Annotated in this window: 22 protein-coding genes; 17 read left to right on the top strand and 5 right to left on the bottom strand. The window is 71.6% G+C overall.

What is annotated here, in order from left to right:
• Positions 1-2: 2 nt before the first annotated feature.
• From KAK06_RS17185 to fae (KAK06_RS17175), 3 genes are all read left to right on the top strand, one after another.
• A complete protein-coding gene (locus tag KAK06_RS17185; RefSeq protein WP_210803367.1) occupies positions 3-932 on the top strand; it encodes an ATP-grasp domain-containing protein in 930 nt (309 codons plus the stop codon).
• Positions 929-1,816, top strand: a complete 888-nt coding sequence (locus KAK06_RS17180) for a triphosphoribosyl-dephospho-CoA synthase (protein WP_210803366.1) — start codon at positions 929-931, stop codon at positions 1,814-1,816. The genes KAK06_RS17185 and KAK06_RS17180 overlap by 4 nt, the downstream gene beginning before the upstream one ends.
• Before the next feature lie 116 nt (positions 1,817-1,932).
• Positions 1,933-2,442: a formaldehyde-activating enzyme gene (gene fae / locus KAK06_RS17175; protein ID WP_210803365.1), complete on the top strand. Its 510-nt coding sequence runs from the start codon at positions 1,933-1,935 to the stop codon at positions 2,440-2,442.
• Between the two features lie 199 nt (positions 2,443-2,641).
• Here the strand turns inward: fae (KAK06_RS17175) and folB are convergent, their stop codons facing one another.
• Positions 2,642-3,124, bottom strand: coding sequence for a dihydroneopterin aldolase (gene folB, locus KAK06_RS17170; protein ID WP_210803364.1), 483 nt, complete (start codon positions 3,122-3,124; stop codon positions 2,642-2,644).
• A 224-nt stretch (positions 3,125-3,348) separates the two neighbouring features.
• Between folB and KAK06_RS17165 the strand changes: the two genes are divergently transcribed.
• From KAK06_RS17165 to KAK06_RS17145, 5 genes are read left to right on the top strand one after another with little or no spacing between them, the layout of a single operon-like run.
• Entirely contained in the window at positions 3,349-5,358 is a 2,010-nt protein-coding gene (locus tag KAK06_RS17165; RefSeq protein ID WP_210803363.1) for a sigma-54-dependent Fis family transcriptional regulator, read from the top strand.
• Positions 5,291-5,974, top strand: a complete 684-nt coding sequence (locus tag KAK06_RS17160) for a flavoprotein (RefSeq protein ID WP_210803362.1) — start codon at positions 5,291-5,293, stop codon at positions 5,972-5,974. Before KAK06_RS17165 ends, KAK06_RS17160 begins: the two co-directional genes overlap by 68 nt.
• Positions 5,953-7,356, top strand: coding sequence for a DUF6513 domain-containing protein (locus KAK06_RS17155; protein WP_210803361.1), 1,404 nt, complete (start codon positions 5,953-5,955; stop codon positions 7,354-7,356). The genes KAK06_RS17160 and KAK06_RS17155 overlap by 22 nt, the downstream gene beginning before the upstream one ends.
• Positions 7,349-7,924: a DUF447 domain-containing protein gene (locus tag KAK06_RS17150; protein ID WP_210803360.1), complete on the top strand. Its 576-nt coding sequence runs from the start codon at positions 7,349-7,351 to the stop codon at positions 7,922-7,924. The genes KAK06_RS17155 and KAK06_RS17150 overlap by 8 nt, the downstream gene beginning before the upstream one ends.
• Positions 7,921-8,613, top strand: a complete 693-nt coding sequence (locus KAK06_RS17145; protein WP_210803359.1) for a (5-formylfuran-3-yl)methyl phosphate synthase — start codon at positions 7,921-7,923, stop codon at positions 8,611-8,613. The genes KAK06_RS17150 and KAK06_RS17145 overlap by 4 nt, the downstream gene beginning before the upstream one ends.
• Here the strand turns inward: KAK06_RS17145 and KAK06_RS17140 are convergent.
• From KAK06_RS17140 to KAK06_RS17130, 3 genes are read right to left on the bottom strand one after another with little or no spacing between them, the layout of a single operon-like run.
• A complete protein-coding gene (locus KAK06_RS17140; protein WP_210803358.1) occupies positions 8,604-9,185 on the bottom strand; it encodes an amino acid kinase family protein in 582 nt (193 codons plus the stop codon). The two genes, KAK06_RS17145 and KAK06_RS17140, sit on opposite strands and share 10 nt — an antisense overlap.
• Before the next feature lie 15 nt (positions 9,186-9,200).
• On the bottom strand, positions 9,201-10,262 hold the full coding sequence (locus KAK06_RS17135; protein ID WP_210803357.1) for a hydantoinase/oxoprolinase family protein: 1,062 nt from the start codon (positions 10,260-10,262) through the stop codon (positions 9,201-9,203).
• Positions 10,255-11,211, bottom strand: a complete 957-nt coding sequence (locus tag KAK06_RS17130) for an ATP-grasp domain-containing protein (RefSeq protein ID WP_210803356.1) — start codon at positions 11,209-11,211, stop codon at positions 10,255-10,257. The genes KAK06_RS17135 and KAK06_RS17130 overlap by 8 nt, the downstream gene beginning before the upstream one ends.
• Positions 11,212-11,232: 21 nt before the next feature.
• On the opposite strand from KAK06_RS17130, the gene KAK06_RS17125 reads away from it, so the two are divergent.
• From KAK06_RS17125 to pabB, 7 genes are all read left to right on the top strand, one after another.
• Positions 11,233-11,976: a HisA/HisF-related TIM barrel protein gene (locus KAK06_RS17125; RefSeq protein WP_210803355.1), complete on the top strand. Its 744-nt coding sequence runs from the start codon at positions 11,233-11,235 to the stop codon at positions 11,974-11,976.
• Between the two features lie 220 nt (positions 11,977-12,196).
• Positions 12,197-13,375 (top strand): molybdopterin-binding domain-containing protein, encoded by a 1,179-nt coding sequence (locus KAK06_RS17120; RefSeq protein ID WP_210803354.1) that lies wholly within the window; start codon positions 12,197-12,199, stop codon positions 13,373-13,375.
• A complete protein-coding gene (locus KAK06_RS17115) occupies positions 13,372-15,051 on the top strand; it encodes a formylmethanofuran dehydrogenase subunit A (RefSeq protein ID WP_210803353.1) in 1,680 nt (559 codons plus the stop codon). The genes KAK06_RS17120 and KAK06_RS17115 overlap by 4 nt, the downstream gene beginning before the upstream one ends.
• Positions 15,048-15,968, top strand: coding sequence for a formylmethanofuran--tetrahydromethanopterin N-formyltransferase (gene fhcD / locus KAK06_RS17110; protein ID WP_210803352.1), 921 nt, complete (start codon positions 15,048-15,050; stop codon positions 15,966-15,968). Before KAK06_RS17115 ends, fhcD begins: the two co-directional genes overlap by 4 nt.
• Positions 15,965-16,783: a formylmethanofuran dehydrogenase subunit C gene (locus tag KAK06_RS17105; protein ID WP_210803351.1), complete on the top strand. Its 819-nt coding sequence runs from the start codon at positions 15,965-15,967 to the stop codon at positions 16,781-16,783. Before fhcD ends, KAK06_RS17105 begins: the two co-directional genes overlap by 4 nt.
• A 45-nt stretch (positions 16,784-16,828) precedes the next feature.
• Entirely contained in the window at positions 16,829-17,362 is a 534-nt protein-coding gene (fae, locus tag KAK06_RS17100; RefSeq protein WP_210803350.1) for a formaldehyde-activating enzyme, read from the top strand.
• The gene (gene pabB, locus KAK06_RS17095; protein ID WP_210803349.1) at positions 17,349-19,247 is read left to right on the top strand and encodes an aminodeoxychorismate synthase component I; all 1,899 of its coding nucleotides are present in this window, start codon (positions 17,349-17,351) and stop codon (positions 19,245-19,247) included. The genes fae (KAK06_RS17100) and pabB overlap by 14 nt, the downstream gene beginning before the upstream one ends.
• A 100-nt stretch (positions 19,248-19,347) precedes the next feature.
• On the opposite strand, the gene KAK06_RS17090 is transcribed toward pabB, so the two are convergent.
• The gene (locus tag KAK06_RS17090) at positions 19,348-19,980 is read right to left on the bottom strand and encodes a hypothetical protein (protein WP_210803348.1); all 633 of its coding nucleotides are present in this window, start codon (positions 19,978-19,980) and stop codon (positions 19,348-19,350) included.
• Between the two features lie 198 nt (positions 19,981-20,178).
• Between KAK06_RS17090 and KAK06_RS17085 the strand changes: the two genes are divergently transcribed.
• Positions 20,179-20,973: a substrate-binding periplasmic protein gene (locus KAK06_RS17085; RefSeq protein WP_210803347.1), complete on the top strand. Its 795-nt coding sequence runs from the start codon at positions 20,179-20,181 to the stop codon at positions 20,971-20,973.
• Positions 20,970-23,102, top strand: coding sequence for a sensor domain-containing diguanylate cyclase (locus KAK06_RS17080; RefSeq protein ID WP_210803346.1), 2,133 nt, complete (start codon positions 20,970-20,972; stop codon positions 23,100-23,102). Before KAK06_RS17085 ends, KAK06_RS17080 begins: the two co-directional genes overlap by 4 nt.
• The last annotated feature ends 16 nt before the right edge of the window (positions 23,103-23,118 follow it).

Below are 23,118 nucleotides of genomic sequence, written 5' to 3'. Positions count from 1 at the left end.
GCATGAGCCTGCGCGTCGCCATCATGACCGACGAGATCGGCTGGCACACCCGCCAGCTGCAGGCGGCGCTGCGCGCACGCGGCGCCCAGGGCCGCTGCCTGGACCTGGCGGACTGCGGCATCGACACCAGCCGCGCGCGCCATGGTCTGCGCCTGCCCGGCTTCGAGCGCGCACTGCCCGATGCCGTCATCGTGCGCGGCATCGCCGGCGGCAGCTTTGAGCAGGTCACCCAGCGCCTGGGCGTGCTGCATGCGCTGCGCGAGCTGGGCGTGCCGGTCTACAACGACGCGCGGGCGATCGAGCGCACGGTGGACAAGGCCATGACCACGCTGCTGCTGCACGCGGCGGGCCTGCCGACGCCGCCCACCTGGACCTCGGAAAGCGAGGCCGTGGCCCGTCGCACCGTGGCCCGAGAGGCGGCGGCCGGGCAGGCGCTGGTCCTCAAGCCGCTGTTCGGTTCGCAGGGGCGGGGCCTGGTGCGGGTGGGGCAGGTCAATGGCCGCTTCGAGCCACTGCCGGCGCTGGCCGGGCCACCGTACAACGGTCTGGCCTACCTGCAGCGCTGGGTGCCGCCGCTGTCCGAGCCCGGCTTTGACTGGCGCGTGCTGGTGATCGGCGGCCAGGCGCGGGCGGCCATGCAGCGCGTCAGTGGCCACTGGATCCACAACATCAAGCAGGGCGCGCGGCCGGTGGCGGCGGCCTTGACGCCCGAGCTGGCCACGCTGGCCGAGCGCGCCTCGGCGGCGCTGGGCCTGGACTATGCCGGTGTCGACATCCTGCCCACCCAGCGCGGCCTGACCGTGCTCGAAGTCAACGGCATCGCCGCCTGGCAGGGCCTGCAGCGGGTGACCGGCTTTTCCATCGCCCAGGCGCTGGTGGACGACCTGCTGGAGCGGCGCTGCGCCGAGCGCTGCGCGGCGCGCCGCGCATGACATCCAGCGCCCGGATCGAGGCGGCCTGGCGCCGGGCCTGCGCCTGGGACGTGGCCGCCACCAAGCCCGGCAACGTCAGCCATGCCAGCGCCGGCCACCGCATGACGGCCACGCAGTTCCTGGACAGCGCCGACGCGGCGGCACCCGCCATCGCCCACCTGGCCGGGGTGGTGGGCGAGGGCATCGAAGCCGCGGTGGCCGCCACCTGGGTCCGCGTGGGCTGCAATACCAACCTGGGCATTGTGCTCTTGTGCGTGCCGCTGGCCGCGGCGCGCTGGCGTCTGGGCTTGACGCCGGTCGACCGCACCGCCCTGCAACTGGCCCTGGGCGCGGTGCTGGCCGATCTGACCCCGCAGGACAGCGCCGCTGCCTACCGCGCCATCCGCCAGGCCAACCCGGGCGGCCTGGGCCGCGCTGACGACGAGGACGTGCACCAGGAGCCCACGCTGGACCTGCGCGCCGCGATGAGCCTGGCCGCCGGGCGCGACCGCATCGCCCGCCAGTACCGCGACGGCTTTGCCGAGCTGTTCAGTGTGGGCCTGGGCGCGCTGGGCACGGCGGCCCTGGGTCCCTGGGCGCCCCAGGGCCCGCGCGAGGACGCTGCCGCCGAGGCCGTGCAACGTGTCTTCCTGGCCTGGCTGGCCTCGGCGCCCGATGCACATATTGTCCGCAAGCACGGTGCGGCCGTGGCACAGAGTGTCATGAACGACGCCGCCCATTGGCTGCAGCGCCCCATCTCAGGGCACGCCCTGGACGCCGATCCGGCCTGGCGCGCCTGGGATGCGACGCTCAAGCAGCAGGGCATCAACCCCGGCACCAGCGCCGATCTCACCGTGGCCACGCTGTTTCTGGACGGCCTGATCGAGCGCCGAGAGGCACCCTAGGGATAGCCCCGACAGCCCCCCGTGCCGAAGTGGCATGGAACGTGATTCTCTGTTGCGAGCGCCGGCGGATGAGCCCCGGCGTCGTCAACACAGGTACTGCACAGGAGACTGACAATATGGCCAAGATCGATCGCATGCTGGTGGGTGAATCGCTCGTGGGCGATGGCAATGAGGTGGCTCACATCGACCTCATCATCGGCCCGCGTGGCAGCGCTGCCGAAACCGCGTTCGCCAACTGCCTGACCAACAACAAGGACGGCTTCACCTCGCTGCTGGCGGTGGTGGCTCCGAACCTGCTGTGCAAGCCGGCAACCGTGATGTTCAACAAGGTCACCATCAAGGGCGCCAAGCAGGCCGTCCAGATGTTCGGCCCGGCCCAGCGCGGCGTCGCCATGGCGGTGGCCGACTGCGTCGAGGACGGCACCATCCCCGCCGACGAAGCCGACAACCTGTTCATCTCGGTCGGCGTCTTCATCCACTGGCTGGCCGAAGACGACAAGAAGATCCAGGACTACAACTACGCTGCGGTCAAGGAATCGATCAAGCGTGCCGTTGCCGGCACCCCGACCGCCGCTGAAGTGGTGGCCAAGAAGGGTGGCGCTGCCCACCCGTTCGCCGCCAACTGAGCACGACCGGGCCGCCGCCCTGGTGGCGCGGCTTGGTCACCGAGCACGCAAGGGGGCCTTGCGAGCGCCCGGGGGTCATCCGGGTTGCATGACCGGTCAGCGCCGCTGACCGGTTCTTTTTTGCGTCCTGCGCGCCGGGGCTGCCCACGAAAAAGGGCCCCGCATCAGCAGGGCCCTCAGAGGCGCCAGGGTGAGCCGTTCAGGACTTGGCAGGGACCATGCCCGAGCCGATCCAGCGCAGCACCTGGGCGCTGCGGCCACCGGCAGCGCGCGGCAAGGCAGCACCGGCGCGCCGCTCGATCTGCACGCCCACCGCGTCGAGGTCCTCGAACTTGTTGGGCTTGACCACCTTGACCCGCACCCACTGGGCGCCGAAGTCCTGGATCAGCATCTGCGCAATCTGTTCCGCCAGCGCCTCGAGCAGCGTGACACCGTGATGAAGCATCAAGCCATGCAACCGCTCGCGCACCACGCTGTAGTCGATGGTGTCGGCGATGTGGTCGCTGTCGCAGGCGTCGGCATGCGGCACGCCGGCATGAAGGTCGATCACCAGCGGCTGCGGACGGTGCAGCTCGCTGTCGTGGATGCCGATCACGGTCTGCACGCGCAGACCTTCAATGAAGATCAGGTCCAGGGCCTGGGTGTCGGGCGTGGCGTGGGGCTGGGGCAGGGCGGCAAGCATGTCGGGGGAGGTCTCCGGTCGGGTTCCTGGGTCCAGGGTTCGGCGGCTGTGAGGCAATTTCCAAGCCACCGGCGGCACCGGTGCTTATCGGCCGATCGGGCCTTGATGTCAGTCCATCCACATCGGGGGTTTCACCGGCAAGGGCGTTACCGCAGCGGCGCCACAATCCGGGGTGGCGCCCGAACTGTCGGGAGCCTGTCCTCGTGAAACAGGGAGATTTTCCCATGAGCCTCGTCCTGCCTCGTTCTGACGGCCACGCCGACCATGTGTTCGATGTGGTGCGCAGTGGCCAGCACGACGACCCGAACGACATCGTCGCGCGGTCCTGGAGCCGCTGCCTCAACGAATACCGCCTGCACCCGGATCGCCCGCGCGAGCTGCCGGTGCTGCCGGCCAAGACGCTGGAAGAGCGCCTGTCGCGCATGGCCGACGTGATCGACTGCGCCCGCTACGAGATGACCTCGCTGTACCAGCAGCTGTCAGACGGCGAGACCGCGGTGGTGCTGACCGACACCGAAGGCGTGATCCTGCACATGGTCACGTCGGCCGATTTCGCCTCGCAGGTCGAGCCGATGGGTCTGCGCGTGGGGGCGGTGTGGAGCGAGACCACGGCGGGCACGAATGGCATGGGCACCTGCCTGGCCTCGGGCGCGCCGGTGTCGGTGCGCCGCGAAGACCACTTCTTCACCGCCTACACCGGCCTGACCTGCTCGGCGGTGCCGGTCTATGACCCGGCGGGTGAGCTGTGTGCGGTGCTGGATGTCTCCAGCCGCAGCTCGATGATGCAGCAGCACCTGCTGGTGCTGCTGGGCATGACGGCCCGCATGATCGAGAACCGGCTGATCGACCGGCGCTTTCGCAGCGCGCATCCGGTGCACTTCCACAGCCGGCCCGAGTTCGTCTACACGCTGCATGAAGGCCGCCTGGCGGTCTCCGAGGACGGCCATATCCTGGCCGCCAACCGCAGTGCGCTGTTTCAGCTGGGCATGACCTCGGTGGCCGAGATCCGCTCGCGCCGGGTTGAGGACCTGTTCCAGTCCAGCCTGAATGACATGGTGCAGCGCAGCGTGTCCTCGTCCTTCCACCCGATCGTCACCTACCGCGCCAATGCCGCGCACCGCTTCTTTGCGGTGGCGCGCCGGCCGGCCGAGGACGCCCGCGCCGGTGGCGCGATGACGATGATGCCGGCCCCCACCCCCGGCGTGCGTCCGGCGCCAGCGGCGCGTGCCGCGCTGCCGCGTCCGGGCAGCGGCGGCGTGTCCACCTTCGCCGATCCGCGCCTGGCCCAGCAGCTGGGCACCGCCCGGCGCGTGATCGGTCGCCAGACGCCGATCCTGCTGTGTGGTGAAACCGGCTCCGGCAAGGAGGTTTTCGCCCGCGCCGTCCATGAGGCCAGCCCGCACAGCGGCGGCGCCTTCGTGGCCATCAACTGCGCCAGCCTGCCCGAGAGCCTGATCGAGGCCGAGCTGTTCGGCTACCGCGCCGGCGCCTTCACCGGCGCGCAGCGCACCGGCCGGCGCGGCAAGATCCTGCAGGCCGACGGCGGCACGCTGTTCCTGGACGAGATCGGCGACATGCCGCTTGATCTGCAGGCGCGTCTGCTGCGGGTGCTGGAAGAGCGCCAGGTCACGCCGCTGGGCACCGAGGAGGTCCACGACGTCAACTTCCAGCTGATCAGCGCCAGCCACCGCAACCTGCTGGCCCTGGTCGATGAAGGCCTGTTCCGCGAGGACCTGTACTACCGCCTGGCCGGCGTCGAGCTCGACCTGCCGCCGCTGCGCGAGCGCAGCGACAAGCGCGAGCTGATCCGCAACCTGCTGCAGGCCGAGGGCGGCACCGAGTGCACGCTCAGCCCCGAGGCCGAGCGCCTGTTGCTGAACCACCCCTGGCCGGGCAATGTGCGCCAGCTGCGCCATGTGCTGCGCTCGGCCGTGGCGCTGGCCGATGCCCAGCAGATCGGGCCCGAGCACCTGCCCAGCCTGCGCGGCAACCGCGGCGTGCCGCCGGCCGAGACCGTCGCCCAGCCAGCCGTGCCGGTGGTCCCCACCGAGGAGGCTGCGGAAGAACTGCCCCGCCTCAACCCGATCCAGGCCAACGAACGCCAGGTGCTGCTGCAGCTGCTGGAGCATCATCGCTGGAACGTCAGCAACGTCGCCAAGGCGCTCGATGTCAGCCGCAACACCCTCTACCGCAAGCTCCACAAGCTCCACATCCGCATCTCCCACCCCGGCTGAGGAGGGGCGCGAGCGCATCGACGCCGTCGACGACGCGGCCAGCCTGGAGGGGGCTCCCAAGCGCTCGCGCTTCGCCTGGTGCGTCACGGGCTCGGGTCACTTCCTTGAGGAGTCGATGGCCGTGGCCGCCCGGCTGCCGCAGTGCGACCTGTTTCTCTCGGCCGCTGCTGAAGAGGTGCTGCCGATCTACGGCTACGCGCTCGAGGGTCTGCGCCAGCGCCACAAGCTGTTCCGCGACAAGACCGCCAGTGCGGTGCCGGTGGGCGCGCTCTACACCGACGTCTACCACACGGTGATCGTCGCACCGGCCACCAGCAACACCGTGGCCAAGTGCGCCCTCGGCCTGAGCGACACGCTGCCCACCAACATGTTCGCCCAGGCCGGCAAACTGGGCATCCCCGGCATCGTGTTTGCTTGCGACACCGAGCCGGTGGTGGTCACCAAGGCGCCCCATGACTGGGTCACGCTGCGGCCGCGGCGCATCGAGCTGGACAATGTCGAGCGCCTGCGCGGCATCGACCACGCGCAGGTGGTCTGCTCACCGGATGAACTGGAACAGGCCCTGACCCGGCGACTGGCTGAACTGCATCTCGCGTGGAACACATCGTCTTCCTGACCGGACACCTGGCCGAGGCCTCGCTGCAGCGGGTGCTGCAGTCGCTGGACAGCACCGCGGGCGAGCAGCCCTTCACTTGGCAGACGCACGACGTGGGCGTGCAGGTGGCCGCGTTGATGACCGCCGACATGATCCGCCGCCGCGTGCCCGCACCGCTGCCCGGTGCCGACCGCATCCTGGTGCCGGGGCGCTGCCGCGGCGATGTCGAGGGCCTGTCGGCGCACTTCGGCGTGCCGGTGCAGCGCGGCCCCGATGAGCTGAAGGACCTGCCGCAGCACTTCAGGCGCGCCGCCCAGGCGGTGGACCTGTCGCAGCACCGCACCCGCATCTTTGCCGAGATCACCGACGCGCCGCGCCTGAGCGTGGCCGAGATCGTCGAGCGCGCCCGCGCCCTGGTGGCCGACGGCGCCGACGTGATCGACCTGGGCGGCCTGCCCGCCACGCCATTCGGGCACCTGGCTGAGTCGGTGCAGGCCTTGAAGGCCGAGGGCTGGCAGGTCAGTGTCGACAGCCAGGACACCAACGAGCTGCTCACCGGCGGCCGCGCCGGCGCCGACTACCTGCTGAGCCTGAGGGCCGACACGCTGTGGGTGGCCGACGAGGTGGCGTCCACGCCCATCCTGATCCCGCGCGAGCCCGCCGACGTGGCCAGCCTGGACGCGGCGATCGCCGGCATGCGCGCGCGCGGCCGGCCCTTCCTGGCCGATCCGATCCTCGACCCCATTCCCTACGGCTTCACCTCGTCCATCGTGCGCTACCACGCGCTGCGCCAGCGCCACCCCGATGTGGCCATCATGATGGGCACCGGCAACCTCAGCGAGCTGACCGAAGCCGACACCAGCGGCCTGCACGCGCTGCTGCTGGGCATCTGCGCCGAGCTGGACGTGGCCGCGGTGCTGACCACCCAGGTCAGCCTGCACGCCCGGCGCGCGGTGCGTGAGGTGGATGCCGCGCGGCGCATCATGCACGCCGCCGCCACGTTGCCGGCGCTGCCCAAGGGACTGAGCCCGCTGCTGGCCACGGTGCATGAGCGCCACCCCTGGCCCGACACCCCCGAGGAGATCGCCGCCACGGCGGCCCAGGTGCGCGACCCGAACTTCCGCATCCAGGTCAGCCAGCGCGGCCTGCACGTCTACAACCGTGACGGCCTGCGCGAGTCCACCGAGGCCTTCGCGCTGTGGCCGCAGCTGGGCCTGCAGGGCGACGGCGGCCATGCCTTCTACATGGGCGTGGAGCTGGCGCGCGCCGAAATCGCCTTCCAGCTGGGCAAGCGCTATGTGCAGGACCGGCCGCTGGACTGGGGCGTGGCCTGGCAGCCCACCGTTGACAATGAGCAATGCGCCCCCGGCCCGACCCGGGTGAAGCGCGACACCGATGTCTGAACTGATCTACGAGTGCGTCGTCAGCACCACCGACACCGCCGGCCGCCCGCACCTGGCGCCGATGGGCGTGCGCTACCGCGCCGATGACCGCGTGCTGCTGATGCCCTTCAAGCCCTCCACCACGCTGGACAACATCCTGGCCACCGGCGTGGCCGGGCTCAACATCCTCACCGACACGCGCGTCTTCGCCGGCTGCGTCACCGGCCGGCGCGAATGGCCGCTGCTGCCGATGCAGCGCCTGGCCGGTCTGCGTCTGCAGGCGGCGCTGCGCCACCAGGAGCTGCAGCTGGAGTCGGTCAGCGAGGACCCCCAGCGCCCGGTGCTGACCCTGCACGCGGTGCACAGCGCCAACCACGCGCCCTTCCTGGGCCTGAACCGCGCCCAGGCGGCGGTGCTGGAGGGCGCGGTGCTGGTCAGCCGCCTGCGCCTGTTGCCGCCCGAGAAGATCGACACCGAGATGGCCTATCTGCAAATCGCGATCGACAAGACCGCGGCACCCGAGGAACTGGAGGCCTGGGGCTGGCTGCGCGAGGCGATTGCCGCGCACCGCGCTGGCAGCCCGGCATGACGCGCGTGCTGGTCAGCGTGCGCGATGCCGCCGAGGCGCAGTTGGCGGCCGCTGCCGGCGTGCCCTTCATTGACCTGAAAGAGCCGTCTCGCGGCGCGCTGGGCGGTCTGGATCCGGGGCTGATCGCGCCCATCGTGGCGCAGCTGCGCGCCAGTGCGCCGCAGGCGGTGATCAGCGCCACGATCGGCGACTGGCCGGCCGAGGCCGCCGACCAGGTGGCGGCCCGCTGCCGCGCGGTGGCCGCCACGGGCGTCGACCATGTCAAGGCGGGTGTCGTGCCGGGGCCGGCGGCGCGGGCGCTGCTGCGGCAGCTGGATGCACTGCGCCGCACCGAGGGCCTGCCGATCGTGCCGGTGCTGGTGGCCGATGATGGCGTGCCCTGGCCGCTGGTGGATGCGGCCCTGGCCGACGGCTTCGGGCTGCTGATGCTGGACACCGTGGACAAGCGCGGCGGCAGCCTGCTGCAGCGCTGCGCGCTGGACGCGCTGCAGCGCTTTGTCACCGCCAGCCGCGCGGTGCAGGCGCGGCCCGGCCTGGCCGGCGCGCTGCGTGCCGAGGACTGGCCGCAGCTGGCCGCGCTGGCGCCGGATTTCGTGGGCTTTCGCTCGGCGGTGTGCGCGGGCGACCGTGCTGGCACGCTCAGTGCCGAGCGGCTGTCCACCCTGATGGCGCAGCGCGATCAGGCCTGACCCAGCAGCAGCCCGCGCGCCTGGGGCCATTGGCCCACGTTGAGCACGTCGATCGGAAAGGCCACCGGCCCCAGCCGGTCCATGAAGCCCTCGTCGATCACCTCGCGGCGGTGCAGGCTGGCCAGGTCCTGGCCGTCGATGTCGCAGCTCTTGACCAGCAGCAGCCGCTCGGCGTTCAGGCGCAGCGCCAGGTCCAGCGCGATGCTGTCGCCGGTGACCGCCCAGTTGGTGTTGGCGTCGGGCGCCTGGCGCACCAGCTCCAGTGGGGACCACACGACGGTGCGCGCCTGGCGCAGCGTGCGCACGATGTCGGCCTCGCGATCGACCAGTTGCAGCGCGGGCTGCAGGCCACACATCAGCCAGGCGTTTTGCGCCATGGCCAGCACGGCCATGTTGTGCGCTGGCAGGTCGTCGAACTGCCAGTGCGACTGCAGCCGGCGCACCTCATCGGCCAGACCGCCGCCGCCCGGCACGATGATCACCCGGCCGCCGCCCAGCAGCGCCAGGCCATCCAGCCAGTCGCGCAGACCCGCGCTTGCGTTGAGACTGCCTCCGAGCTTGACCACCCACATGGTGCTTCTCCCGTCTCAGGTCTGGGCCAGCAGGGCAGCCACGGCCACACTCGGCGCGCACACCGTGGCCCAGCCGGCCAGCGGGCCGGCGCGCGCCACGTCGCGCCCGTGATCGATCAGCGCGATGCCCGCTGCGGCATCGCCATACACCTGGTGCATCAGCGCAGGTGCCAGGAAGGCGCCCGCGCCGGCCACCACCACGCGCTCGGGCCGCTGCGGCTGCACCTGCTGCCAGGCGTCGGCCAGCCGGGCCAGTTGCGCCGCACGCCATTGGCCGGCCAGCTGCCGCCACGCCTCGGCCGTGGCGTCGCGCCGGTCACAGCCGACCATGCGGGCCAGCCGAGCCTGGCTGCCGGCCTCGTCCTTGGGGCCGTTGTCGGCGCTGGGCTGCTGGTCGTGGGCGGGGTCGAGCTCGCCGGTCAGGCGGTAGACATCGGCGGTGGTGGCGAACCACTCGTTCATCACGCCCAGGCGCTGACCCTGCAACTGCACCTGCGTGGCCAGCGCGCACAGCGGGGTGCGCACCACGCCCTGGTAGACCAACTCGCCGCTGGCCAGGCGGTCGCGGTCGCTGCGGCTGCGGGTGTCAGGGCGGCCATCGGCCAGGCGGATGATGTCGGTGGTGGTGCTGCCGATGTCCAGCAGCACGCCGCGGCCGACGATGGCGGCCGCATGCTGCGCCGTGGCCAGCCAGTTGGCCGAGGCCACGCGGGCCCAGTGGGCGGCGGCCTGGGTGCTGTCCAGCCACAGCACGGCCGGCTCCGGGGCGTCCTGCGGGCCGGCATAGACCCGCACCGGCGCCTGCAGGCCGTCAGACATCGCGGTGGCCAGTCGGGCCACGCCGTCGGCGCGGTCCTCGAACAGGTCGGTCATCTCGGCCGTCATCGTCAGCGCATGGCGCGCCTGGCGCAGGTCGGGCCAGCGGGCCCAGGCCAGCGCCATTGCGGCCTCCAGCTGCGGCAGGCCCTGCCACACCGGGCAAGGCCATTGCGCCACGTCCTGCACCTGGGCGCCGGCCCAGCGGCAGGCCTTGAGGTGGGCGCCGCCCAGGTCCCAGCCGATCACCAGCTCAGACATGAGCCTGCTCCGGCAGCGTGGGTGACCACCAGGGCGACAACAGCTCGGCCGCCAGCGGCCGGCCCAGGCGCTCGGGCAGGCCGATGAAGGCGCAGGTCAGGCGGGCGTTGACCTCGATGCACACCGGGCCCAGCTGCGGATGCCAGACCAGGTCGACGCCGACATAGCCGCGCAGGCCAGGAATGGCTGCCCACACCGATTGCGCCACCGCCTCCAGCCAGCTCCAGCGCGGATCGCTCGGGCTCAGCGCGGCCGCCTCGACGCCCAGGAAACGCAGCTCGCCGTTGTCCGGCGTGTGCAGCTGCTGGCGGTTCACGGCCAGCAGCCGGCAGCCCTCGGGCCGGCAGGCCAATGACAGGCTCAGCGCCTCGCCCGGGATCCAGGGCTGGCACAGCACCGATTCACCGCGGGCCCGGCGCGCCGCCAGCATGCGCAGGGCCTGCGCTTCGGTGGACAGGCGCCAGCAGCCTTCGGCACCCGCCCCCTGGTCGGGCTTGACAACCCAGTGCGCGGGTTGGACCTCGGCACCGATGCTGACGGGCGTGCGCAGCCCGGCCCGCGCCAAGGCCGCCAGCGTGCGCTGTTTGTGGCTGGTCACCTCCAGTGCCGCTGCGCTGCTGCCCACCCAGCGCTGTGCGCCGACCAAGCGCTTGCAACGCAGCAGCCAGTTGTCGGATTCGGGCGCGATGACCCAGACCAGCTCATGGGTCACGGCCAGGCGCCGCACAAAGGCCTCGGCCGCTTCGCCCGGGTGGGCGCGCACCGCACGGCCATGGTGGGCTGGCGCCGCCGGGCTGTCGGCCACGCTCAGCGCCAGGCCCGGCAGCTCGGACAGCGCCTGGGCCAGCGCGTCGCGCATCGCCGTGCCCTGGTCCAGCAGGCGCGATTCGGCGGGGCCCAGCGGCAGCGCGGCAGCACTCAGCAGTTCGTACACCACAATGCGGGTCATGCCGACCCCTCAAGCACGCGCATGGAACTGATTCCGGTGTTGGACCTGCGCGCCGGCCAGGTGGTGCATGCGCGGCGTGGTGAGCGCGGGCGGTACGCGCCGATCAACTCGGCCTTGTGTTCGGGTGCCGATCCGCTGGATCTGGCCCATGCGCTGCAGGCACTCACCGGCGCCCGCACGCTGTACCTGGCCGACCTGGACGGCGTGCTGGACGGCCGCCCACAGACTGCCGTGTTGCAGCGCCTGGTGCAGGCGCTGCCGCAGCTGAGCTGGTGGATCGACGCCGGCTGGCAGCGCCGCGAGGACGCCTGGCGCCTGCGCGATGCACTGGGATCTGCCGGCGACACTCTGGTGCCGGTGTACGGCACCGAAAGCCTGGCCGACCGGGCCGCGCTGGAGGCGCTGCAGGACGATCCACGTGCTGTGCTGTCGCTGGACCGGCGCGGTGAGCGCCCGATGGACCCCGCCGGCCTGTGGGACTGCCCGGCACTGTGGCTGCCCACCACGATCGTGATGACGCTTGAGCGCGTGGGCAGCGGCGCCGGCCCCGATCTGGCGACCCTGCCGGCGCTGCGCCGCCGGGCGCCGCAGGTGCAGCGCTGGGTGGGCTCGGGCGGCGTGCGCGATCCGGCCGACCTGTCGGCGGGCGCGGCGGCCGGGGCCGACGCCTGGCTGGTGGCCAGTGCCTTGCACACCGGCGGCTGGCCGGTCAGGCGGGTGTCGGGGAAGGAGCAGACAAGGGGCACGGGGGAGCGGCATTCATGAATCGTGCCACCGCACCGGCCCGCCCCACCCGAGCCGAGCCGATCACGAAACGGAACAGTGTGTGCCGGCCTTGGGCCCGGGCGTGCGCCGTCGCCCCACCCGTCGCCCCACCCGGCGGCCCGGTTGTCGCTGCCGCTGCGGCCACGCGTCCCGTCGGTAGCAACCCTGGTCGCCGTCCGGGCCGCTGGCAGGTGGCACGGTGATTGCGGTACTCGACGCCATGGCTTCCTTCGAAACGGCCATGCCCTCGGCGGCATGGACCTGTCCCTTCTGCCCCCTGATGTGCGAGGCCGAGGCCGGCGAGACCCTGGCCTGTTCCCGGCTGGAGGCCCGCCGCGCCGCCTTGTCGGCCCAGTCCCCGGTGTCCGACGAGGCGCTGGACCAGGCCCTGACCCAAGCCGCCGCCTGGCTGCGCGCCAGCCGTCAGCCGGTGATCGGTGGTCTGGGCACCGACGTGGCCGGCGCGCGTGCGCTGCAGGCCTTGGCCGACCACTGCAGCGCGGTGGTCGATGGCGGCGTGGCCATGGCCCAGCCGCTGCGCGCCCAGCAGGACCGCGGCAGCTTCACGGTCACGCTGGCCGAGGCCCGCGAACGCGCCGATCTGGTGGTGCTGGTGGGCTCATGGCCGATGCAGCGTGCGCCGCGCCTGCGTGAGCGCCTGAGTGGCGGACCCTTTGGCGATCCGGCCTGGGTCGCGCTGGGCGCGCCATCGGCCGGCGCGGTCGACGGCATCGAGCGCATTGAGGCCCCCGATCTGTTCCGTGCGCTGAACACACTGGCGGCGCTGCTGGACCAGCGCCGCCTGCCGGCCGGCGTGCCCGAGGCCTGGCACACGCTGGCCCAGCGCCTGCGCGCCGCCCGCTACGCCGTGCTGGTGTTTGAGCCCGTCCCGCTGGGCCCGCAGGCCGGTCTGCTGATCGAGCGCATCAACACCCTGGTCACGCTGCTCAACCGGCAAGGCCGTGCGGCGTCGCTGTCGATCGGCGCGGGCCAGGGCCTGGCCACGGTGCAGCAGGTGCTGGCCTGGCGCACCGGCCTGCCGCTGCAAAGCCGCCGCGGCCCGCTGGGCCGCGAGCACGACCCGCTGACGCTGGACGGCCTGCGCCAGGTCCGCGAAGGCAGCGCCGACCTGCTGCTGTGGGTCTCGGCCTTTGGTGAGCACCCTCCGCCGGCGCGCCCCGGACTGCGCCGCATCGTGCTGGGCACCGCCGACCAGGCCCACCTGTCATTGGAGTCAGACACCATTTTCTTGCCGGTGGGCACGCCGGGCCTGGACCACGGGGGTCACCTGCACCGCACGGACGGCGTGGTGGTGCTGCCGCTGTTCGCTGCCCGCAGCGGTCGTGCCCCCAGTGTCGCGAGCGTGCTCACCGCCTTGCTGGAGAAGTTGAACCCATGAGCCGCCTGACCTGTCTGCGCGGCGGCCTGGTCGTCGATCCCACCCAGCCCGGTGGCCCGACCGTGCGCGATGTCTTCTTCCGCGACGGCCGCATCGTCACCCCCGCGCCCGGCGAGCCAGCCGATGAGGTGATCGATTGCACGGGGCGCACCGTGATGGCCGGCGGCGTCGACCTGCACAGCCACATCGGCGGCGGCAAGGTCAACCTGGCGCGCCTGCTGCTGCCCGAGCTGCAGCGCGACGGCGCCAACCCGCTGCGCTGCACGCCGCATGAATCGGATCCGTGCAGCCTGGTGACCCCGGGCACGCTGGCCACCGGCCTGCGCTATGCGCAGATGGGCTACACCGCGGCCTTCGAGCCGGCGATGCTGCCGGCCAACGCGCGCCACGCCCACCTGGAGATGGGCGACACCCCCATCCTGGACCACGGCGCCTACGTGATGCTGGGCAGCGACGAGCTGCTGCTGCGCTGGATGCATGCCGGCGTGCCGTTCGAGCAGATCCGCGACTATGTCGGCTGGACCATCCACGCCAGCAAGGCGCTGGGCGTGAAGGTGGTCAACCCGGGTGGCATCTCGGCCTTCAAGTTCAACCAGCGCAAGCTGGACGTGGACGAAGCCCACACCCACTGGGGCGTGACGCCGCGCCAGATCGTGCACACGCTGGCGCGCGCGCTGCGCGAGCTGCAGGTGCCGCACCCGCTGCACATCCACGGTAGCAACCTGGGCGTGGCGGGCAACATCACCTCCACGCTGGAGACCATCGCGGCGCTGGAAGGCCTGCCGGCGCACCTCACCCATGTGCAGTTCCACGCCTATGGCACCGAGGGCCCGAAGAAGTTCTCGTCGGCCGCGCTGCAACTGGCCGAGGCGGTCAACGCCCACCCCAACATCTCGATCGACGTGGGCCAGATCATCTTCGGCCAGACGGTCACCGCCAGCGGCGACACCATGCGCCAGCATGCCAACGCCGGCCTGGCCCACCCGCGCAAGTGGATCGGCGCCGACATCGAATGCGACGCCGGCTGCGGCGTGGTGCCCTTCCGCTACCGCGAGCAGAGCTTTGTCAACGCACTGCAGTGGGTGATCGGCCTGGAGCTGTTCCTGCAGGTCAAGGACCCCTGGCGCGTGGTGCTCACCACCGACCATCCCAATGGCGGCCCGTTCACCAGCTACCCGCACCTGATCCGCCTGCTGATGGACCGCTCGTTCCGGCTGGAGCAACTGGCGAAGCTGCACCCCGAGGTGGCCACGAACTGCGCACTGAAGGACATGAGCCGCGAGCTGACGCTGGAGGAGATCGCCATCATGACCCGCGCCGGCCCCGCCCGCCTGCTGGGCCTGGCCGACCGCGGCCACCTGCGCCCGGGTGCGGCGGCCGACATCGCCGTCTACCGCCAGGACGGCGACGCCGAACAGCAGTTCACCAACCCGCCGCTGGTCTTCAAGGACGGCCTGCTGGTCTCGCGCGCCGGCCAGATCGTGGCGCAGCCGGTGGGCGCCACGCACATCGTCGAGCCCAGCTACGACACCGCGATTGCCAAGCGCATCCACGCTGAGGCGCAGGCCCATGGCGGCACGCCGCCGCAGCCAATCAGCCACGACGAGCTGTGCAGCTGCTGCCGGGGCGGTCGCATCCTGCCAGTGGAGTGCCTGGCAGCGGAGGAGGGCGCATGACGGTCGTGATCAACGGCACCGTCATCGACGACGGCTTTGCCGAAGCCTTCCCGATGAAGGCCACCCGCATCGTCATCACCGCGCACAACGCCACCTGGGCGCGCCATGCCGCGGTGGCCGCCAGCGGCTTTGCCACCAGCGTGATCGCCTGCGGCTGCGAGGCCGGCATCGAGCGCGAACTGGCCCCCGACGAGACCCCCGACGGCCGACCCGGCGTGGCCGTGCTGCTGTTCGCGATGAGCGGCAAGGAGCTGGTCAAGCAGCTCGAGCGCCGCGTGGGCCAGTGCGTGCTGACCTGCCCCACCACCGCGGTCTTCGCAGGCCTGGATGAAGGCGAGGCGGTGGCCTTGGGCAAGAACCTGCGCTTCTTCGGCGACGGCTGGCAGATCGGCAAGCTGATCGGCGGCAAGCGCTACTGGCGCGTGCCGGTGATGGACGGCGAATTCGTCGCCGAGGAAACCACGGCGGTGGTCAAGGGCGTGGGCGGTGGCAACCTGCTGCTGCTGGCGCGCGACACCGCCAGTGCGCTGGCCGCCGCCGAAGCGGCCGTTGCGGCGATGCGCGCGGTGCCCGACGTGATCATGCCCTTCCCCGGCGGCGTGGTGCGCTCGGGCTCGAAGGTGGGCAGCAAGTACCCGGCGCTGGGCGCCTCCACCAACGACGCCTTCTGCCCGGCACTCACCGGCCTGGCCCGCAAGACCGACCTGGACGAGCGCGTGGGCAGCGTGATGGAGATCGTCATCGACGGACTGACCGAGGCCGCGGTCGGCCAGGCCATGCGCGTGGGCATCGGCGCTGCCACCGCGCTGGGCGAGCCCGGCGGGCTGCTGCGCATTGCCGCCGGCAACTACGGCGGCAAACTGGGCCCGTTCCACTTTCATCTGCACAAGCTGCTGCCGGAAGGGGGCAGCCGATGAACCGCTGGCACCTGCACCTGCGACATGCGCCTGAGGCGCGCCTGGACCTGCGCAGCATCGGCTCGCACCTGCGCCTGGCGCCCGATGCCGACACCCTGGCCGCACTGCCGCTGGCCTGCGGCCGCGACCAGCTGCCGCTGGGCACGCTGTTCGACATCGCCCCGCTGACCGAGGGCGACGCCGACCTGCGCCTCTCGGGCGACCTGTCCCGCGCCGACCGCATCGGCTGGCAGTGGAGCGAGGGCGTGCTGGAGGTGATCGGCGGCGCTGGCCACCACCTGGGCACCGCGATGAGCGGCGGCACGGTCCGCATCAGCGGCGATGCGGGCGACGGCGCCGGCATCGAGATGCGCGGCGGCGAGCTGCGCATTGGCGGCCATGCCGGTGACTACCTGGCCAGCACGCTGCCCGGCAGCATGGACGGCATGCGCGGCGGCCTGATCGTGGTGGACGGCTCGGTGGGCGCGCGCTGCGCCGACCGCATGCGCCGCGGCACCGTCATCGTGCGCGGCGACGCGGGCGATTTCCTGTGTTCGCGCCTGGTGGCCGGCACCGTGCTGCTGGGCGGCCGCTGCGGCGCCCACCCGGCCTGGGGCATGCGTCGCGGCACGCTGCTGCTGGCGGGCCCGGCGCCGGCCGATCTGGGCGATGGCTTCGTGCCCGACCACGCCGACCATGGCGTCTTCCTGGCGCTGCTGACGCGCGACCTGGCTCGCCACGGCGGGGTGGCCGCGGCGCTGGTCGGGCGGCCCGCGCGCTTCCTGCGCGGCGACCTGGCGGTCGACGGGCGCGGCGAAGTGCTGCTCTTCGCCTGATACTCTTCCGCCAAACCTGTTGTTTCACTCTTTCGGAGTTGTCCGATGACCCAGCCCTACACCTTCCACGCGGGCGAAGCCACCGTGCTCGCCGCCGACGGCCAGTTCACCGACGCCATGCCCGAGATCCTGATCGGCCGCGTCGACGGCCCGGTCGGCCAGGCCTTTGCCAACATGATGGCCCAGACCAAGGGCCACACCGCGATGTTCGCGATCCGCGCCTGCAACCAGCTGGTGCGCCCGGCCACGATCACCGTGCCCAAGGTCACGCTCAAGGACATGGCCAACATCGACCTCTTCGGCGGCGTGGTGCAAAGCGCCACCGCCGACGCGGTGATCGACTGCGTGATCGAGGGCATCATCCCCAAGGACGTGGCCAACGACCTGTGCATCATCAGCCTGGTGTGGATCGACCCGCGCTGCGCCACCCACGCCGAGCTGGACAAGAAGGACATGTACCGCACCAACTACGAGGCGACCAAGCTGGCCATCAAGCGGGCGCTGAACAACGAGCCGTCCATCGACGAGCTGATCGCCAACCGTCACACGATCAAGCACGACATGGATGACTGGAGCTGATCCAGACACCGGCGCCGTCGTCGCGCTGCTGGACGACGGCCAGCCAGGTGCGCTGAGCCGGCTCTACAGCGGCTTCTCACACGAGCGCCGCTGCACCGACCCGGCCGCGCTGGACGCCTGTTGGGCGGCGGTGGCCGCCGACCAGGCGCGCGGCCTGCACGCGGTGCTGCTGGCCGACTACGAATGGGGCGCGCGTCTGCTGCGCGCCGGGCTGCCGGCGGATCCCGGCGCCTCGCTGCGCGTGCTGCTGTTCCGCCAGCTGCGCCAGCTGGACGAGGCCGGTGTCCAGGCCTGGCTGCAGGACCAGGACGGCGGCGCCGAGCAGCCCACGCCCGCCGGTGCGATGGACCTGCAAGCCAGCGTCGACGAGGCAGGTTTCACGCAGGCGATCGACGCCGTGCAGGCCGCCATCCGCGACGGCGAAACCTACCAGGTCAACTACACCTACCGCCTGCACGGCCGCGCCCATGGCCACCCGGCCGCGCTGTACCGCCGCCTGCGTGCGCGCCAGTCGGTCAGCTTCGGCGCCTACATCGTGCTGCCGCCGGACGAGCGCCCGGACACGCCCACCCACATCCTGTCGCGCTCGCCCGAGCTGTTCCTGCGCCTGGCGCAGGGCCTGGTGACCGCCCGGCCGATGAAGGGCACGGCCGCGCGCCTGCGTGTGCCCGAGAGTGACAGCGAAGCCGCCCGCCTGCTGCAGCAGGACGTCAAGAACCGGGCCGAGAACCTGATGATCGTCGACCTGCTGCGCAACGACCTGGGCCGCATCGCCCAGGTGGGCAGCGTGCAGGTGCCCTCGCTGTTCGCAGTGGAGCCCTACGCCACGGTGTTCCAGATGACCAGCACCGTGCAGGCCCGGCTGCGCCCGGGCATCGACATGCCGGCGCTGCTGCGCGCCACCTTCCCCTGCGGATCGATCACCGGTGCGCCCAAGCTGCACACGATGGACCTGATCCGCCGCTTCGAGAGCACGCCGCGCGGCCTGTACTGCGGCGCCATCGGCTGGGTGGATGCGCCGCAACCCGGCGCCGCCTACTCGTCGATCGGCGACTTCTGCCTGTCGGTGGCGATCCGCACCCTCACGCTGGGTACGCCCGATGCGCAGGGCGCGCGACCGTTGCGCCTGGGCGTGGGCGCCGGCATCGTGCAGGACAGCGTGGCGGCCGACGAGTTCGAGGAATGTCGGCTCAAGGCCCGCTTCCTGACCGCGCTGGACCCCGGCTTCGAGCTGTTCGAGACGATGCGTGTGGCGCCCGGTCAGACGCCCCGGGTGTGTGAACTGCCGCGTCACCTGGCCCGGCTCCAGCGCAGCGCGCAGGCCCTGGGCTTTGCCTTCGACGCCGCCGCGGTGACCGCGGTGCTACAGGCCACGCTGGCCGAGATCACCGCGTCGACAGCCCCGGCGCCGCTGGGCTGGCGCCTGCGCCTGGCGCTGCGCAGCGAGGGTCAACTGCTGGTGCGCCATGCACCGTTGTCGCCCCTGACGACCCATGCCGATGGCCATGTGCGGGTCGGCTGGGCCGAGGCGCCGCTGCTGCCCGATGCGCTGTCCGCACACAAGACCACCCAACGCGCCCACTATGACGCCGCGGTGGCCCGGGCGGAGTCGAATGGTCAGTTCGACCAGCTGTTTTGCACGCCGGATGGCCATGTCATCGAGGGCGGTCGCTCCAGCGTGTTCGCCTTGATCGACAACGTCTGGGTGACCCCGCCGCTGGACGATGGTGCCTTGCCAGGCGTGTGCCGCGGCCAACTGCTGGCTGAAGGCTTCGAGGGCCGGCCGGTGCGCGAGGCTCGGCTGACCCGCGAGGCCCTGGCTGACGCACCGGCCGTGATGGTCGGCAATGCGCTGCGGGGACCGCTGCGGGCGCTCTTGGTCTGAGCGCATTCGCCTCGGGGCCACGAAAAAAGACCCGCGCCAGCCTGAGCGGCCGGGGCGGGTCTGCGGTGCGGCCGGCCTCAGCCAGGCCAGCGGTCCGGCCTCAGCGGGACATATCCTTCGCGTTCGAACCACGCACCACCACCGCGTTGGCGTCGGCCTGGCGGGCGAAGTTGGCGGTGTACTTGAAGTTGTCCAGGGACACGACGCCATAGGTGCCCAGGCCGGCGCCGGTGGTGAAGCTGGAGCCGTAGTCGTGGGTGTAGGTCTGGGTGCCCGACGGGCTCTTGATGGTCAGCGTGGCCACCGTGCCCAGCAGCGAGACCGTCATCTTGGCGGGGCTGGCCATCGGCGAGGTCAGCGCGAAGAAGCTGCCACTGCCGTTGTTGCCCGTGTAGAACGCGGCGTGGTCGAACATGCCGCCGCCATCCTGCGACTGGACCTTGACGAAGATGTTGTTGCCGGTGGCCACGTCACCGATGGCGACGGCGCCGTACTGCAGGCTGGTGCCGTTCAGGATGACCGAGACCGAGGCCGTGTCGGCTGCCACGGCCTTCTTGTGGTAGCCAATCGCCAGGTCCGTGCCGACCAGCTGGTTGGCGCTGATGCTGAGCGTCGGGGCGACCACCACCCACTTATTACCCAGGGCGGTACGGTCAAACAGGTCCTTGCCGGCGAAGGCGGGAACGCTGGCCACGATGGCCATCAGGCCGGCAACAATGAACTTGGCTTGCATGGGGTCACTCCTCGTTGGATCAGGGCATCCAGTGTCGAAGCAGCCTGCGCGACGCGCCACCCCTAGGATGGGCGGCATCGCGATGAGCTTTTTGGGCGCCATGTCTGAATCAGCCGGCGCTTGCCGGTGCTTCTCGGCGTTTCGCGCACCAGGTGGGCCGGCGCAGAATCAGGCACTGCTCGACGACCAGGAGCGACCATGGAGCGATTCACGCGTCTGGCGGTATCGCTGGTGCTGGCTCTGCTCAGCACCAGCGTTGCCCAGGGGGCCGAATGCCCGCGGCTGGTGCTGTCGGCCAACCCGGACTACCCGCCCTACCACTGGGCCGAGGGCGACCGCATCGTCGGTGCCAGCATCGCACTGACCGGCCGCATCCTGGACGAGCTGGGCGTGCCGTGGGAGGCCCGTCACGTGGGCCCCTGGCCGCGTGTGCTGAAGTCGGCCGAGTTCGGCCAGATCGACCTGATCGTCAGCCTCAAGCCCACGCCCGAGCGCGAGGCCTACCTGGCCTTCACACGCTCCCCGGCCTTTCCCAACCCGATGGCGGTGTTCACCACCAAGGCGCGGCCGCTGAAGTTCGAGACGCCCCAGGACCTGGTGGGCAAGCGCGGCGGGCGCACGGCAGGTGACCGTTTCGGCGACGCCTTTGACCGGGCGGCCCAGACCCTCCTGACGCTGGAAGACGTGGACAGCCTGGCGGTCAATTTTCAGAAGCTGGCCGCCGGACGGGTCGACTATGTGGTGACCGGCCTGTACACCGGCCGCGCCCAGCTGGCCCAGATGGGCCTGACCGATCGCATCGCGCCGCTGCCGACGCCGGTGAACCAGGGCACCATCCACCATGGCTTCTCGCGCCGCAGTCCGTGCATCGCGCTGCTGGGTCAGGTCGATGCCCGCCTGGCCGAGGCCAACCGCCGCGGCCTGCCGACGCGTCTGCTGGAAGAAGCGCTGCTGCAATGGCGGCAGCGTGGCGAGCAGGGTGGGCCCCGATGACCGTTCGCCCGATCCTGCGCCGACTGGCCGTTCGGCAAGCCCTGCTGGCCGCACTGCTGGGCCTGCTGCTGGGCGCGGTGTTCAGTCTGCTGCAGGTGCGGCAGGATTACGACCGCTCGCTGGAGGAGGAGCGCCAGGACATCCTCCAGATGCTGGCGGTGATGCGCGAGCCGGCCGCGCAGGCCTGTTACAACCTCAACCCGCAGGCTGCGGCGGTGATCGTGCAGGGCGCGCTGTCCTATCTGCCGGTGCAGCAGGCGCGGCTGTTGAATGACTTCGGCGAAGTCCTGGCCCTGGGTCGCAACGCCCAGCTGGAAACCGCAGGCACGGCCTGGTGGGCACGCTTTGTGCCTGCCACGCAGGACTACAGCCTGTCGCTGGAGTACGGACCGGCGCGTCAACGCGTGGGACAGCTGAGCGTGGTCACCGCCCAGGCACCGCGGATCGAGCGTTTCCTGGCCCGTGCCTGGCGCGATGCCGGGCTCACCGTGCTGCGCAGCGTCAGCGTGGCACTGGCGCTGGGCGCGGTGTCCTTCTTGACGCTGACCCGGCCGCTGAGCTCGATCGCGCGGCGCATCGTCCAGGGCCCGCCCACACGCGGCGACGCCGCCATCCCGGAGGCGCAGCGCGTCGACGAAATCGGCGAGATCGCCGCCGCCTTCGAGCGCCACGAACGCGAGGCCGAGGCGCGGGCACAGGGGCTGGAGGCCTCGGCCCGTGCGCTGGCCGCCAGCGAGGCGCGCTACCGCCGCGTGGTTGAGACCGCCAGCGAAGGCGTCTGGAAGCTCGATCCGCAGGGCCGCACCGTGCTGGCCAACGGCGCCCTGGCGCGGATGATGGGCAGCACCGTCGAGCTGATGATGGGGCGCTCGGTGTACGACTTCTTCGACGATGCCGATCGGCCGCTGGCCGAGGCGCTGATGGCGCGACAGCAGGGCCAGAGCACGCTGCGGCGCGAGGTGCGCCTGCGCCGCGCCGACGGCCAGGTGCTGTGGGCCGATGTCTCGACCTGCTCGATCGCCGACGAGGACGGCCCGGCCGCCGGCACGCTGGCCATGGTCACCGATGCCACCGAGCGGCGTCGGCGCGACGACGAACTGCGGGCTGGCCATGCCCGCCTGGTGGCGATGGTCGGCGACCTTGAGCGCCACAACACCGACATGACGCAGATCGCCGAGCTGAACCAGTTGCTGCAGTCGGCGCGCAGTGAGACCGAGGCCCATGAGGTGATCCGAGCCGCCGCCGAACGGCTGTTCGGCGGCGGCTCGGGCGGCTTTGCGCTGCCGGGCGCAGGCGAGGACATGCAGGTGCACGGTCGCTGGGGCCGCGCCGTTGTGCTGCCCGACAGCTACCCGCGCGACGCTTGCTGGGCCATCCGCCGCGGGCGCCTGCACCGGCACGAGCAGGGCCAGGGCGTGCGCTGCGCCCACCAGGCCGAGGCGCAGCCGCCGGACATGCTGTGCCTGCCGCTGTATGTCGAGGGTGAGCTGCTGGGCGTGCTGCACCTGTGCGGCGACGCCGCCAGCCCGGACAAGGCGCTGCAGCAGCGGGGCGAGATCTTCGGCGAAGTGGTCAAGCTCGGCCTGTCCAACCTGAGGCTGCGCCTGAGCCTGCGCGAGCAGGCACTGCGCGACGCCCTGACCGGCCTGCCCAACCGCCGACTGTTCGACGAGACCCTGCCGCGTGAACTGGCCCGCTGTCAGCGTGCTGGTGAACCATTGACGCTGGCGGTGGTGGATGTCGACCACTTCAAGCGCTTCAATGACCGCTACGGCCACGAGGCCGGTGACCGCGTGCTGTGTGCGGTGGCGCAGGCGCTGCTGGCCAGCATCCGGGCCAGCGACCTGGCGGCCCGCTATGGCGGTGACGAGTTCATGTGCCTGCTGCCCGGCATGTCGGCGGACGATGCCCGGCGGCGTTTCGAGGCGGCTCTGGCGCGCGTGTCGGGCGAGCGCAGCATGCTGCCGGATCCCGCTGACGCCGTGACCTTCACCGTGGGCCTGGCCAGCGCGCCTGCGCACGGCATCGACGCGCTGGCGCTGATGCACGCCGCCGATGCGGCGCTCTACCGCGCCAAGGAGCGTGGGCGCAATGGCGTGGAGGTGGCGGCGGGGTCGGTCAGCGCCTGAGTGCGGCACGAGACGC

The organism is Ideonella aquatica (genome assembly GCF_018069755.1).
GTDB lineage: Bacteria > Pseudomonadota > Gammaproteobacteria > Burkholderiales > Burkholderiaceae_C > Ideonella > Ideonella aquatica.
Note: the sequence above shows the minus strand (reverse complement) of the source record. Positions and strands in the feature narration are given on the sequence as shown.

What these genes read in the sequence shown, in the direction of transcription:
- KAK06_RS17080 (WP_210803346.1), top strand. Translation starts at nt 20,970, where the DNA reads ATGACCGTTCGCCCGATCCTGCGCCGACTGGCCGTTCGGCAAGCCCTG.
- folB (WP_210803364.1), bottom strand. Translation starts at nt 3,124, where the DNA reads ATGCTTGCCGCCCTGCCCCAGCCCCACGCCACGCCCGACACCCAGGCC.
- KAK06_RS17165 (WP_210803363.1), top strand. Translation starts at nt 3,349, where the DNA reads ATGAGCCTCGTCCTGCCTCGTTCTGACGGCCACGCCGACCATGTGTTC.
- KAK06_RS17085 (WP_210803347.1), top strand. Translation starts at nt 20,179, where the DNA reads ATGGAGCGATTCACGCGTCTGGCGGTATCGCTGGTGCTGGCTCTGCTC.
- KAK06_RS17180 (WP_210803366.1), top strand. Translation starts at nt 929, where the DNA reads ATGACATCCAGCGCCCGGATCGAGGCGGCCTGGCGCCGGGCCTGCGCC.
- KAK06_RS17120 (WP_210803354.1), top strand. Translation starts at nt 12,197, where the DNA reads ATGGCTTCCTTCGAAACGGCCATGCCCTCGGCGGCATGGACCTGTCCC.
- KAK06_RS17150 (WP_210803360.1), top strand. Translation starts at nt 7,349, where the DNA reads ATGTCTGAACTGATCTACGAGTGCGTCGTCAGCACCACCGACACCGCC.
- KAK06_RS17140 (WP_210803358.1), bottom strand. Translation starts at nt 9,185, where the DNA reads ATGTGGGTGGTCAAGCTCGGAGGCAGTCTCAACGCAAGCGCGGGTCTG.
- KAK06_RS17130 (WP_210803356.1), bottom strand. Translation starts at nt 11,211, where the DNA reads ATGACCCGCATTGTGGTGTACGAACTGCTGAGTGCTGCCGCGCTGCCG.
- pabB (WP_210803349.1), top strand. Translation starts at nt 17,349, where the DNA reads ATGACTGGAGCTGATCCAGACACCGGCGCCGTCGTCGCGCTGCTGGAC.
- KAK06_RS17090 (WP_210803348.1), bottom strand. Translation starts at nt 19,980, where the DNA reads ATGCAAGCCAAGTTCATTGTTGCCGGCCTGATGGCCATCGTGGCCAGC.
- KAK06_RS17160 (WP_210803362.1), top strand. Translation starts at nt 5,291, where the DNA reads ATGTCAGCCGCAACACCCTCTACCGCAAGCTCCACAAGCTCCACATCC.
- KAK06_RS17185 (WP_210803367.1), top strand. Translation starts at nt 3, where the DNA reads ATGAGCCTGCGCGTCGCCATCATGACCGACGAGATCGGCTGGCACACC.
- KAK06_RS17135 (WP_210803357.1), bottom strand. Translation starts at nt 10,262, where the DNA reads ATGTCTGAGCTGGTGATCGGCTGGGACCTGGGCGGCGCCCACCTCAAG.
- KAK06_RS17125 (WP_210803355.1), top strand. Translation starts at nt 11,233, where the DNA reads ATGGAACTGATTCCGGTGTTGGACCTGCGCGCCGGCCAGGTGGTGCAT.
- fhcD (WP_210803352.1), top strand. Translation starts at nt 15,048, where the DNA reads ATGACGGTCGTGATCAACGGCACCGTCATCGACGACGGCTTTGCCGAA.
- KAK06_RS17105 (WP_210803351.1), top strand. Translation starts at nt 15,965, where the DNA reads ATGAACCGCTGGCACCTGCACCTGCGACATGCGCCTGAGGCGCGCCTG.
- fae (WP_210803350.1), top strand. Translation starts at nt 16,829, where the DNA reads ATGACCCAGCCCTACACCTTCCACGCGGGCGAAGCCACCGTGCTCGCC.
- KAK06_RS17145 (WP_210803359.1), top strand. Translation starts at nt 7,921, where the DNA reads ATGACGCGCGTGCTGGTCAGCGTGCGCGATGCCGCCGAGGCGCAGTTG.
- fae (WP_210803365.1), top strand. Translation starts at nt 1,933, where the DNA reads ATGGCCAAGATCGATCGCATGCTGGTGGGTGAATCGCTCGTGGGCGAT.
- KAK06_RS17115 (WP_210803353.1), top strand. Translation starts at nt 13,372, where the DNA reads ATGAGCCGCCTGACCTGTCTGCGCGGCGGCCTGGTCGTCGATCCCACC.